At 58.9% G+C, this 12,576-nt stretch carries 10 protein-coding genes and 1 riboswitch; of the genes, 4 read left to right on the top strand and 6 right to left on the bottom strand.

The genetic code is table 11. From position 1 onward, the window contains the following. Positions 1–6: 6 nt before the first annotated feature. Positions 7–1,167 (top strand): glutathionylspermidine synthase family protein, encoded by a 1,161-nt coding sequence (locus FJW00_RS16075; protein WP_046102560.1) that lies wholly within the window; start codon positions 7–9, stop codon positions 1,165–1,167. Between the two features lie 51 nt (positions 1,168–1,218). Here the strand turns inward: FJW00_RS16075 and ygiD are convergent, their stop codons facing one another. Both ygiD and ribB read right to left on the bottom strand, forming a co-directional pair. Continuing rightward, positions 1,219–2,004, bottom strand: a complete 786-nt coding sequence (ygiD, locus tag FJW00_RS16070) for a 4,5-DOPA-extradiol-dioxygenase (protein ID WP_140924923.1) — start codon at positions 2,002–2,004, stop codon at positions 1,219–1,221. Positions 2,005–2,160: 156 nt separating this feature from the next. Next, a complete protein-coding gene (gene ribB, locus FJW00_RS16065) occupies positions 2,161–2,817 on the bottom strand; it encodes a 3,4-dihydroxy-2-butanone-4-phosphate synthase (RefSeq protein WP_009087293.1) in 657 nt (218 codons plus the stop codon). A gap of 110 nt (positions 2,818–2,927) precedes the next feature. Then, a riboswitch (FMN riboswitch) is annotated at positions 2,928–3,085 on the bottom strand. Positions 3,086–3,255: 170 nt separating this feature from the next. Between ribB and ubiK the strand changes: the two genes are divergently transcribed. Beyond that, entirely contained in the window at positions 3,256–3,651 is a 396-nt protein-coding gene (gene ubiK, locus FJW00_RS16060; protein ID WP_009087294.1) for a ubiquinone biosynthesis accessory factor UbiK, read from the top strand. 39 nt (positions 3,652–3,690) lie between these two features. Here the strand turns inward: ubiK and hldE are convergent, their stop codons facing one another. The 3 genes from hldE to FJW00_RS16045 form a co-directional block, all read right to left on the bottom strand. Beyond that, entirely contained in the window at positions 3,691–5,115 is a 1,425-nt protein-coding gene (hldE, locus tag FJW00_RS16055) for a bifunctional D-glycero-beta-D-manno-heptose-7-phosphate kinase/D-glycero-beta-D-manno-heptose 1-phosphate adenylyltransferase HldE (RefSeq protein ID WP_140029540.1), read from the bottom strand. Positions 5,116–5,185: 70 nt separating this feature from the next. Continuing rightward, positions 5,186–8,038 (bottom strand): bifunctional [glutamate--ammonia ligase]-adenylyl-L-tyrosine phosphorylase/[glutamate--ammonia-ligase] adenylyltransferase, encoded by a 2,853-nt coding sequence (gene glnE, locus FJW00_RS16050; RefSeq protein WP_140924921.1) that lies wholly within the window; start codon positions 8,036–8,038, stop codon positions 5,186–5,188. Positions 8,039–8,071: 33 nt separating this feature from the next. Beyond that, entirely contained in the window at positions 8,072–9,382 is a 1,311-nt protein-coding gene (locus tag FJW00_RS16045) for a CYTH domain-containing protein (RefSeq protein WP_140924919.1), read from the bottom strand. 270 nt (positions 9,383–9,652) lie between these two features. Between FJW00_RS16045 and FJW00_RS16040 the strand changes: the two genes are divergently transcribed. Both FJW00_RS16040 and FJW00_RS16035 read left to right on the top strand, forming a co-directional pair. Continuing rightward, positions 9,653–10,273: a TIGR04211 family SH3 domain-containing protein gene (locus FJW00_RS16040; RefSeq protein WP_009087298.1), complete on the top strand. Its 621-nt coding sequence runs from the start codon at positions 9,653–9,655 to the stop codon at positions 10,271–10,273. A gap of 158 nt (positions 10,274–10,431) precedes the next feature. Continuing rightward, positions 10,432–11,664: a multifunctional CCA addition/repair protein gene (locus FJW00_RS16035; protein ID WP_140924917.1), complete on the top strand. Its 1,233-nt coding sequence runs from the start codon at positions 10,432–10,434 to the stop codon at positions 11,662–11,664. Positions 11,665–11,679: 15 nt separating this feature from the next. Here FJW00_RS16035 and bacA read toward each other — a convergent pair whose 3' ends face one another. After that, a complete protein-coding gene (bacA, locus tag FJW00_RS16030) occupies positions 11,680–12,498 on the bottom strand; it encodes an undecaprenyl-diphosphate phosphatase (RefSeq protein ID WP_009087300.1) in 819 nt (272 codons plus the stop codon). Between the last annotated feature and the right edge of the window lie 78 nt (positions 12,499–12,576).

Raw genomic sequence — 12,576 nt, 5'->3', positions numbered from 1 at the left:
TCCCCGATGGAACGCATTGCCATTTCAGAGCGTCCGGGCTGGCGCGAAAAAGCCACCGAGTTCGGTTTTCGTTTTCACACCATGCATGGCGAGCCCTACTGGTGCGAAGAGGCGTACTACCAGTTCACGCTGGCGCAAATCGATCATCTGGAAGAGGTGACGGCTGAGCTGCACCAGATGTGTCTGCAGGTGGTGGAAAAAGTGGTCAACAGTGAAGCCCTGCTGACCCGCTTCCGCATTCCCCGGCACACCTGGGATTTTGTGCGGGATTCGTGGCGTCAGCGTCAGCCCTCGCTCTATTCGCGCCTCGATCTCGCCTGGGATGGCAAAGGCGACATCAAGCTGCTGGAGAACAATGCCGATACGCCGACCTCGCTGTATGAAGCGGCCTTTTTCCAGTGGCTCTGGCTGGAAGACCAGCTAAATGCCGGACAGCTCCCGGCTGGCAGCGATCAGTTCAACAGCCTGCAGGAAAAACTGATCGAGCGCTTTGCCACCCTGCATCAGCAGCATGGGTTTAACCTGCTGCATTTCGCCTGCTGCCGTGACACCGAAGAAGATCGCGGCACGGTGCAGTATCTTCAGGACTGCGCGACCGAAGCGGGTCTGCCGGTTGAATTTCTCTACATTGATGAAATTGGCCTGGGAGAAAAAGGCGAGTTTACCGATGCGCAGGATCAGGTGATCAGCAACCTGTTTAAGCTCTATCCGTGGGAATTCATGCTGCGTGAGATGTTCTCCACCAAGCTGGCTGATGCTGGCGTGCGCTGGCTCGAACCGGCCTGGAAGAGCATTCTGTCGAACAAAGCCCTGCTGCCGATGCTCTGGGAGATGTTCCCGAATCACCCTAATCTGCTGCCCGCCTGGTTCGCGGAAGATGATGTCCCGCCGATGGAAAAGTATGTGGTTAAGCCGCTGTTTTCCCGCGAGGGCGCGAACATCCGCATCATCGAGAAGGGTCAGGAGATCGCCCGCGTCGACGGGCCTTACGGTGAAGAAGGAATGATCGTCCAGCAGTTTCATCCGCTGCCTAAGTTTGGTGACAGCTACACGCTGATCGGCAGCTGGCTGATTGACGATCAACCCGCCGGTATCGGCCTGCGTGAAGATCGCGAGCTGATCACTCAGGATCTTTCACGTTTCTATCCGCACGCGTTTATCGGTTAACGCAGCGCGACAAGAACAGGCCAGCCTCTGGCCTGTTTTTTCTCATCAGCCCTAACCTGCCTGAACCGACAACATGCTGATGGCACCCATCTCCATACCCTCAACCGGAAGGGTGATGGCGTCATCCGGCTGACGCGCACCCAGCACATAGAGCAGCGGCAGATAGTGCTCAGGCGTCGGGTTCGCCAGCGCCGCATCAGGATGCGTCATAAAGTTCACCAGCGGATGGGAAGCGGCATCGCTCTGCACCTCAAGGTTATCGCGGACAAACTGCTCAAAGCGGCTGGCCCAGGGATAGACCTCGTCCCCGCCTCCCCAGCGCACCTTACGCAGGTTATGCACCACGTTACCACTGGCGACGATCATCACGCCCTGATCGCGCAGTGCGGCCAGTTTCTGCCCCATCTCAAAGTGAAATGCAGCAGGTTTTGTGCCGTCGATGCTGAGCTGCACCACCGGAATATCGGCCTGCGGGTACATCTTAATCAGCACGCCCCAGGAACCGTGATCGAACCCCCATTCATGATCCAGCGTTACCGCCACCGGCGCCAGCTGCTCCACCAGCTGCTGCGCCAGCTCAGGCGAGCCCGGTGCGGGATAGCGGGTGTCAAACAGCGCCTGCGGAAAGCCACCAAAATCATGAATGGTTCTGGGAGAGGACATCGCCGTTACCGCCGTACCGCGCGTATACCAGTGCGCAGAGACCGCCACAATCGCCCGCGGGCGTGGCAGAGTCTCACCTGCATGGCGCCAGGCGGCCGTATAACGGTTCTCTTCAAGGGCATTCATTGGGTTGCCGTGGCCCAAAAACAGCGCCGGCATGCGTAACTGGCTCATTCGTGATCCCCCGGGATCGGTTAGGTGATAGCCACTACGATACGCGCATTCCCGACGTTAGCACGCTGATAAGCGTGATGATGATTATCAGAAAATTTGAATAACTCAGAAAGGAAAACAGGTCACGCTGCGTGACCTGTTTTTGACTGTCGGCGATTAGCTGGCGTGACGCGTCTCGTGTTCACGACGCCAGGCAATCAGATCTTCAATGGTCACCACCGGCATGTTGTGCTGACGCGCGAACGCAATCGCCTCAGGCGCATGCGCCATAGTGCCGTCGTCGTTGGTCAGTTCACACAGTACGCCTGCGGGCTTAAAGCCGGCCAGCGTCACTAAATCGATGGTCGCTTCGGTATGACCGCCACGGCTTAAGACGCCGCCTTCACGCGCACGCAGCGGGAAGACATGGCCAGGGCGATGCAGATCGGTGGGTTTAGCGTCATCAGCAATCGCCGCACGGATCGTGGTAATACGGTCCTGAGCAGAAACGCCGGTGGTAACGCCCTCTGCAGCCTCGATGGTCACCGTGAAGCCGGTGCCAAACGAGCTGGTGTTGTTCTCCACCATCATTGGCAGGTCGAGCTGCTGACGACGTTCCTCGGTCAGGCAGAGGCACACGATGCCGCTGCCGTGACGAATGGTCAGGGCCATCTGTTCAACGGTCATGGTTTCTGCGGCGAAGATCATATCGCCTTCGTTTTCACGATTTTCATCGTCGAGCACCATCACACCGCGTCCCTCACGCAGGGCGGCGATAGCACGTTCTACACGCTGTTGAGGCGTGCCAAATTCAGAAAGTAGCGTCTGATTCATGGTAATAAAAACCTTAAAATGTATGGGTTACCAGAATCAGGGCATGCTTAGGAGTGACGTCAAAAAGACGTGGCAATAACGTGATGCAGACACAATTGTCCGACAGGTGTCGTTACCCTCTCCCATCCGGACTGTAACCGTCGGCCCCGGAATTGCACCGGATCTGCTGTCCTTTACCCCGCTTTTCAGTGGAATAAAGCGCTCGCGGGCTTTCAGCCGAGGCTGATTTACCGCCGGTGGGGAATTGCGCCCCGCCCTGAGAATAAGCAAATCAACTATAACGCCGATCGTTTGTAGCGGCAATCATCAATAGCGCAATTGCTTTTGCATTTTCTGCGTTACCGATTTGAGGTTTATCCTTTTCATTTCTGGCATTACACTTAACACTTATTACGTTGGTAAACACGCTGACACAGCTCCCGTAACCAGGAAATCATCATGATCGACACGAAAAAAATTGAACAACTTGCCCGCCAGGTTCACGACGCGATGCCTAAAGGCGTTCGCGAGTTTGGCGATGATGTCGAAAAGAAAATTCGTCAGGTTCTCCAGGCGCAGCTGACCCGGATGGATCTGGTTAACCGTGAAGAGTTTGATGTGCAGACGCAGGTGTTACTGCGTACGCGTGAGAAAATGGCGGCACTGGAGCAGCGTCTGGCCCAGCTGGAAAGTCAGGGTTCATCAGCAGGTACGCCGCCGACCGCGACCGCACCGGTTGCCCCTGCTGCGCCGGTTACCCCGCCGTCATCCGTAGCGACCTCCCCTGCCGCAGCACCGGTATCAACACCGGCTGCCGATGTCGTGAAACCTGCTGCGGATAACAAGCCAGAATAAGCCGTTAAGCGGGAGCACGGCTCCCGCTTAATACCGCTGTCAGCGGCTGCGGATGGTTTTGATGATGTTGGTGGTCGAGATACCGTCTTCGAAGTTCAGCACCTGTACGTCACCGCCATTTGCCCACACCTCTTTGCTGCCCGCGATATCTTCCGGCTTGTAATCGCCGCCTTTGACCAGCAGGTCCGGCAGAATGCTGGCGATCAGCCGCTGCGGGGTATCCTCTTCAAACAGCACCACCCAGTCGACCGCTTCCAGCGCACCGAGAACAATCATGCGGTTTTCCTGCGGATTGACCGGACGGCTCTCCCCTTTCAGACGTTTGGTTGACGCATCGCTGTTAACCGCGACAATCAGCCGATCGCCGAGTTTGCGGGCGTTCGCCAGGTAAGAGACATGACCGGCATGCAGAATGTCGAACACCCCGTTGGTCATCACTACTTTTTCACCGCGGCGGCGCGCCATCTCAACGGCGGCTTTTAACTGCGCTTCCGTCATGATGCCGAACCCCTGCTCCGGTCGGGCATGAATGGCGTTTTCCAGCTCAACGGTACTGACCGTCGAGGTTCCCAGTTTGCCGACCACGACACCGGCCGCTGCATTAGCGAGGAAACAGGCTTCTTCCAGTGAATCGCCTGCCGCCAGTGCCGCCGCCAGTACGCCAATGACCGTATCGCCGGCACCGGTCACGTCATAGACCTCCTGCGCCTGAGTCGGCAGATGCAGCGGCGCTTTGCCTGGCTGCAGCAGCGTCATGCCATTCTCGGAGCGGGTCACCAGCAGCGCAGAGAGATCGAAATCGGCAATCAGCTGCATGCCGCGCGAGACAATCTCCTCTTCGCTTTTGCATTTGCCGACCACGGCTTCAAATTCTGAAAGGTTTGGCGTCAGCAGCGTCGCGCCACGGTAGCGGGCAAAATCGGTGCCTTTCGGGTCGATGAGAACCGGCACACCGGCGTCACGCGCCAGAGTAATCATGGTCTGCACGCTTTCCAGCGCGCCTTTGGCGTAATCGGATAGCACCAGCGCACCGGCAGCCACCAGGGATTCGCGCATCTTCTGATGAATCGGTTCCGGATCGACCTGATCAAAGCCCTCTTCAAAGTCGAGGCGGATCAGCTGCTGATTGCGGGAAAGCACGCGCAGTTTGGTGATGGTCGGATGGCTTTTAACCGCCACGAAGTCACAGTGTACGTTGACATCTTTCAGCGTGCTGCTTAACACGCGCGCCGCATCATCTTCGCCGGTCAGGCCAATCAGGCGTGACGCGGCACCGAGTGCTGCAATGTTCATCGCCACGTTTGCTGCGCCGCCAGGACGCTCTTCAACCGTGTCCACTTTCACCACCGGCACCGGTGCCTCAGGGGAGATACGGCTGGTTGGGCCATACCAGTAGCGGTCCAACATTACATCGCCGACGACCAGCACTGAGGCTTGACCGAACGCGGGCAGAGTCACTTTCATTCCAGACACTCCAGACTGCATTAAAAATAGTGCGCGGATGATAGCACAGTTGCGATTTGTGCTATCAGCATCACGCCAGGATAGACGCAGGCGTTACCAGCCAGCGCTGCCAGCTGCTCAGCACCGTCTGCTGCTCCGCGCCATAGGCCTCTGGCTCCACGTGGCCAGGCAGCTCCTGCAGCGCGCGATGGTGCAGGGCGTCGCGCAGGGTAACGTAAGCCTGCGTCAGGGCCTCCGCTTCATCGGCGGCCATTTTGTGGTACGTCGCCATCAGCTCAAAAATGCGCACATTATCTGACCAGCGGGTGAGTTCAGGCTGCTCAGCGGCGTAGCGTAAGACAAGATATTGCGCGATGAATTCAATATCGGTGATGCCGCCCGCGTCCGTTTTAATATCCCAGCGACCTTTGTGCTTGTTGCTGAGGTGAGTGCGCATCTTTTCACGCATCTCACGCACTTCGGTCTGCAGGGCTTCCGCGCTGCGCGACTGCGAGAGGATCGCCCGGCGAATGGCATTGAAGCGTTCCCCCAGCGCCGCCTCGCCAAATACCACGCGCGCCCGGACCAGTGCCTGATGCTCCCAGGTCCAGGCTTCGTTGCGCTGATAGTCGTCAAAGGCGTCAAAGGTACTGACCAGCATGCCCGCCGCGCCGGAAGGACGCAGCCGCGCATCCACTTCATAGAGAATGCCGGAGGCGGTGCGGGTACTGAACAGATGCATGATGCGCTGAGCAAGGCGCAGATAGAACTGACGGCCATCGATGCTGCGCTCGCCGTCCGTCACCGCGTCTGCCGGGCAGTCATGCAGGAAGACCAGATCGAGGTCAGAACTGTAACCCAGCTCCCAGCCCCCCAGCTTGCCGTAGCCCAGCACGGCAAAGCCGCGCTCATGTTCGCTGGTCAGGTGCGAGGGGCGGCCGTAGCGCTGCACCATCATCGTCCACGCCTGCCGCACCACGGAGTCGATAATCGCCTCTGCCAGCCAGGTCAGGTGATCGCTCACTTTCATCACCGGCAGCGTGCCCGCGATGTCGGCGGCGGCAATACGCAGATGCTGAGCCTGTTTAAACTGCCGCACCGCTTCCAGCTGCTGCTCTTCATCCTCGGTGGGAATACGCAGCAGATACTGTCGCAGTTCGTCACGATAGGCGTCGGTGGCGGTGGGCTGATAGAGCGTGGCGGGATCGAGCAGCTCATCCAGCAGCAAGGGGTGACGTGCCAGCTGGCTGGCCACCATCGGTGAGGCGGCACACAGCCGGATCAGATGCCGCAGCGCGCCATGATATTCGGTGAGCAGCTCCAGATAGGTGCTGCGGGTCAGCACGCCAAGCAGCAGCGGCGTCACGCGGCTGAGCGTGACCGCCGCGTCTTCGCGCAGGCAGACTTCGCTCAGCAGCCGCGGCATCAGCTGATCCAGCGCCTGACGGCCACGCGGGCCGATGGTGCGCCGGCTGATGTCCTGACGAAAAGCTTCCAGCGTCTGATGCAGTGACAGCCGCTGATCGTCGCTGAGCTGCGGCACCAGCGGAGCCAGCTCGCTGTCCTCCAGCTGGTCCTGCCACAGAACCTGAAACTCCGCCAGCTCACGCTGGTCGTCGATGTCCGGGGTGTCCTCACCAATCAGCTCGTCAAAGATAGTGCGCACGGCCGCCATCTGGCTGTCGAGCTGCGTCATCAGCGTCGCCCAGTCGGCACAATCCATTGCCCATGCCAGCCGGGCGCGATGCAGCGCATCCTCCGGCAGGGTCTGTGTCTGCTCATCGCCCAGGCTCTGCAGCAGATTCTCAAGCCGCCGCAGAAACAGGTAGGCCTCGCGTAGCGCATCGACCTGTTCAGCAGGGAGCAGAGCCAGCGTTTTAATCGCCTCCAGCGTTGGCAGCAGCGCACGCAGCTGAAGTGAGCGCTCACGTCCGCCCCGAATCAGTTGAAACACCTGCACGATAAATTCGGTTTCGCGAATGCCGCCCGCGCCCAGTTTGATGTTGTTTTTCAGTCCACGTCGCCGCACTTCGCGGCTGATCATCCCTTTCATGTTACGCAGCGACTGAATCACGCTGAAGTCGATATAGCGCCGGTAAACAAAGGGCCGCAGCATCTGCTGCAGCTCAAGGCTCCAGCGATCCTGGTCATCGCCCATCAGCCGCGCCTTGACCATGGCATAGCGCTCCCAGTCGCGCCCCTGCTCCTGGTAGTAATCTTCGAGCGCGGCAAAGCTCATTACCAGCGGGCCGCTGTCGCCAAAGGGGCGCAGCCGCATATCCACCCGATAAACAAAGCCATCCATGGTGGGCTGATCGAGCACTTTGATCAGCCGCTGCCCCATACGGGTAAAGAACTGCGCGTTGTCGAGTTCACGCCGTCCGCCACGCGTGGTGCCGTTTTCTGGCCAGGCAAAAATCAGGTCGATATCAGAGGAGAAATTGAGTTCGCCGCCGCCCAGCTTGCCCATCCCCAGGATCAGCAGCGGCTGTGCCTCACCATCGGCATTGCAGGGTGTGCCGAAATCATGACAGCAGGCCTGCCAGACCCAGTCACGCGCCCGGCTGATCAGCACTTCCGCTAACACGCTGAGCTGCTGCAGGCTCTGTACGGTCGAGGCCTGTTGCAGGGCCTGCATCCAGGCGACCCGCACCAGCATACGACGACGAAACAGCCGCAGTTCCCGCATCAGGCTCGCTTCACTGTCAACCGTACTCAGCGCCTGATTCAGCCACGCGGCATAGTGTTGCCACTCATCAGGCTGCGGCGGCTGGTCGCGTATCGCCTGCCACCAGTCGGGATGTTGTTGCAGGTTTTCCAGCACGAAATCACTGAAAGCCAGCCCGGCAGCCTCCTCCGGGCTGAGCGAGGCCAGCGGCACCTCAAGCTGTCGGGCGGCCTCTTCGGCCTGATTGCGTAACAATGCGGGAAGTGCTGACAACATAACGCCCTCCTTGATGGCGTGACCTGAAAGCGGTTAGCGGCCTGTGCCGCTGGTGAGCCAGAACGGCGACTGTTTCATTGCCTGCGAGGCCAGCCAGGCTAAGCCCGACTCCTGCTTTTCATGAATGGCTGACAGCAGCTGCTGCCAGGGTTCCAGCCAGCTGGCGACGGTTTCAGGCGCGTAGGATCCGGCCAGCAGGTGAACCGTCAGCAGCTGACGCGCCAGACGGGTCGCCTTGTCCTGATATTCGTTCGGCTGTTTCACCGTGCTGAAGGTCTCTCTCAGATCGGCATTCACGCGGCTCAGCATGATGTCGCTGAAGCGTTTAAAGGAGCCCTGTAGCTTGGTTTCCCCTTTGACGTCGATCCACTGACGCCACTGAGATTCCGCCAGCCAGTGCGTCAGAGCCAGCTGGGTCTCAACGGAGAGTGAAGAGAGACAGAAGGCAGCAGCGGCCTGCTCTTCATTCACCAGCGTCTCTTCCAGCGTGGTCAGTTGCTGACGCAGCGCGCTGCTGGCTTTGCGTGGCACCAGAGCACCAAACAGGCTGAACGCCTGGCGCAGCAGATCCAGCGCTTCGCGCACCGCATCCTGTGCTGCCGCGTTGCCCCGCAGCCAGACCTCTTCATGATATTGCCAGTGGCTGAGACCAGCCGACATGGCGGCGACCATCCCCTGCTCCACGGTGGCTTTCGCCCCCGCTTTGAGCAGCGGGAACGGCTTGATCAGGCGCGGCGGATTCCCCTGCGCCAGCTGATAACCCCGGGCGGCTTTACTCAGGCTGCCCATCCGCAGTCCCCCCTGCGCCACCAGCTGCTGTGCAAAGGTCAGCAGATCCTGACGTTCGCCACGCTTCAGCTCAAGCTCGACCTCGCACAGCGGTTCGCTGAACTCACCGGCCGACACCTCGCCCTGGTCAAACGCCACTTCAATTTCGCTGTTTCCAGCGGTAATCAGCCAGATCTCGCGCTGGAAATGGGTGGTGAAAAGCGGCTGTAAGCGCGACTGGAGCGCCGCGACATCGGTGCCCTGCGGCCAGATCGTGGCGGGCAGGCGCGCAATATCGAGCACCGGTTCGCTGAGTTCAACGTTGTATTCCGGGCGCTGATGCAGTCCGCCCAGCGTCTGCCCCGCGGCCTTCAGGGTCATCTCATACTGTTTATCGATGCCACGAATGCGTAAGCCCATGTCCCAGCGTCGCAGCTGGTTGTCATCGGTCTCAAAGTAGATGTTGGTCAGTTCACGGGCCGCCTGATGCTGATGCGGCAAAGTGGAGAAGTACTCAGCCAGTTTCCCGGCCGCTTGTGGAGTTGCAATGAACTTTAGTTCGATTTCGATGGTCATAATTTTTTATTCACTACGCCGCTGGCACTTAAGAGGGTTTTTCCTGCATATTTCAGGCGATTATCAGCAGGCTGGTTACGCTGTCGCCTGAGGGCAAGGGGTTATGAGGCGAAGATTAATGCACAGAAGCGGCGCTGTCTCTGCTTTCTTTGCGCTTTGCAGACCTTTTCGCACTCCCATGAGACCAGGATAGTTCTCATTCAGATTTATGCGGGGCCTCTCCAGACTGTGCCGGTAAATTTTTAGTCAGATTAAGCCAAACGAAATCGAATGAAAAAAATCACACTCGCTGGAATCACTTTGCTGGCCCTCAGCACCCTTGCACCTGCCCACGCCGACGAAAAACGCTATGTCTCTGATGAACTCTCGACCTGGGTGCGCAGCGGCCCCGGCGACCAGTTCCGCCTGCTCGGTAAGCTGAACGCCGGGGAAGAGGTGCAGCTGTTACAGACCAACAATGATACTCATTATGGCCAGATCCGCGATTCGGAAGGCCGCACCACCTGGATCCCCCTGTCGCAGCTCAGCGCAAATCCGAGCCTGCGCACCCGGGTGCCGCAGCTTGAGCAGCAGGTCAAAGATCTGACCGCCAAGCTGGATAACATCGACAACAGCTGGAACCAGCGCACCGCCGAGATGCAGAACAAAGTCGCCAGCAGCGACGGTGTCATCAACGGGCTGAAAGACGAAAATCAGAAGCTGAAAAATGAGCTGATCGTCGCGCAGAAGAAAGTCAGCGCCGCCAACGTTCAGCTGGATGACAAGCAGCGTACCATCATCATGCAGTGGTTTATGTATGGCGGCGGCGTGCTGGGCGTCGGCCTGCTGCTGGGTCTGTTACTGCCGCACATGCTGCCGCGCCGCAAGAAAAGCGATCGCTGGATGAACTGACCGCATTCTGCCGGTTTTAAAGGGGGGATCAGACGATCCCCCCTTTGGCATGTCTGCAATCCGGGCAATCTGTGCAACAATAAAACCAGATGCACCGCTGATTTCAGGCGCGGGATGCGCCCGGCGTGCCGATCATTTCTTTTTCTCTGGAGTTTTACGTGAAGACGTTTCTTGTTGGCGGTGCGGTGCGTGATGCGCTGCTGAATCTGCCGGTTACAGACAAAGACTGGGTGGTGACCGGTGCCACGCCTGAAGCCATGCTGGAGCAGGGCTATCAGCAGGTCGGTCGCGATTTTCCCGTTTTCCTGCATCCTGTCAGCCGCGAAGAGTATGCGCTGGCACGAACCGAGCGGAAAAACGGGAAAGGCTATACCGGATTTGTGACCTGGTCTGCTCCCGACGTGACGCTGGAGCAGGACTTACAGCGGCGCGATCTGACGATTAACGCTATAGCGCAGGATGAGCATGGCAAACTGGTCGATCCCTACAACGGCCAGCGTGATATCGCTCAGCGCCTGCTGCGCCATGTTTCTGCGGCTTTCAGTGAAGACCCGCTGCGGGTTTTGCGGGTCGCGCGCTTTGCGGCGCGTTTTGCTCACCTCAACTTTCGTATCGCCCCTGAAACCCGGCAGCTGATGCAGCAGATGGCGGAGAGCGGAGAGCTGGCAAATCTTACGGCTGAGCGGGTGTGGAAGGAGACGGAAAAAGCGCTCAGCACCCGTAATCCGCAGGTCTATTTTCAGGTACTGCGCGACTGCGGTGCGCTGCAGGTGCTTTTCCCCGAACTGGACAATCTGTTTGGCATCCCGGCCCCTGCGAAGTGGCACCCGGAGATCGACACCGGCGTCCACACGCTGATGACGCTGGCGATGGCTGCCGCGCTCTCCGGAGAGATCGAGGTGCGCTTCGCCACGCTGTTCCATGACGTCGGTAAGGCACTGACGCCGCCTGAGCTTTGGCCCAGCCATCATGGTCATGGTCTGGCGGGTGTGCCGCTGGTTGAGGCGCTGTGTCAGCGGCTGCGGGTGCCCAACGCGATTCGCGATCTGGCCCTGATCGTGACCGAATTTCACGACGTGGTGCACACCATTGAGCGGCAATCCGCGGCGTCGCTGGTGGCGCTGTTCGACCGGATTGATGCGTGGCGCAAGCCGCAGCGCGTCGAACAGATGGCGCTGACCAGTGAAGCGGACGCACGCGGGCGTGCCGGGCTGGAGAGTATGGCCTATCCGCAGGGTGACTATCTGCGTCGCGCTTTTGCGCTGGCCCAGGCGGTTCCCACTAAAGCCGTGATCGAGGCGGGATTTAAAGGTGCGGAAGTGCGGGAGGAGTTAACGCGACGACGGGTTGACGCCGTCGCGCAGGGTCTGGCGATCGGGCAGACTGACTAGCAGTCTGCCTGCGGTTTACATGAAGACCATGTAGACCGCTGCCGCGACGATAAAGCGGTAGATGGCGAACGAGACAAAAGAGATGCGTTTGATCAGCTCAAGGAAGGCTTTGATCGCAATCAGCGCCACGATAAATGCCGTCACAAAGCCCACCGCGAACATCGGGAAATCGGCCATCGTCAGGAAGCCGATGCTCTTGTACATATCCAGCACGGTCGCGCCCATCATCATTGGCACGGCCAGGATGAAGGAGAACTCCGACGCGGCATAGCGGCTCACGCCCATCAGCATCCCGCCAGAGATAGTGGCACCGGAACGGGAGAAGCCAGGCCACAGCGCCAGGCACTGGAAGCAGCCAATCATAAACGCCTGACGATAGGTAATATCATCGACGCCCACGGCTTTCGGCTGTTTTGGCTTCAGGAACTCGGCGGCCAGCAGCAGCACACCCCCGACCACCAGCGCGTACATCACGTTGATCGGATTAAACAGCGTTTTAATCTGATCGTGCAGCACCAGACCCACAACCACCGCCGGTACCATGCCCAGCAGAATATGGATCAGCGACAGACGACCGCTGCCGACGCCCTCATGTTTCACTTCGCCAAAGTGGATGCCGATCAGCCCGAACAGACGGCGCCAGAACATCACCACTACGGCCAGAATCGATCCTAACTGGATCACAACTTCAAAGGTCTCGGCTTTTTCACCCTCAAAGCCCAGCAGGTGACCCACTATAATCATGTGCCCTGTGGAAGAGACCGGTAAAAATTCGGTCAGCCCTTCCACAACGCCCAGGATTGCAGCTACCCAAAGCTGATGAATATCTGCCATCAAATGTTCCCTCTATCCGTTTCAAAACCATTAAAAAGGCGGTAGCGCGCTGCTATCGCCTGAAATCATGCCGCTGTT

It is taken from the genome of Pantoea anthophila (assembly GCF_006494375.1).
Lineage (GTDB): Bacteria > Pseudomonadota > Gammaproteobacteria > Enterobacterales > Enterobacteriaceae > Pantoea > Pantoea anthophila.
The sequence above is the reverse complement of the archived record's forward strand: the minus strand, read 5'-3'. Positions and strand labels throughout refer to the sequence as shown.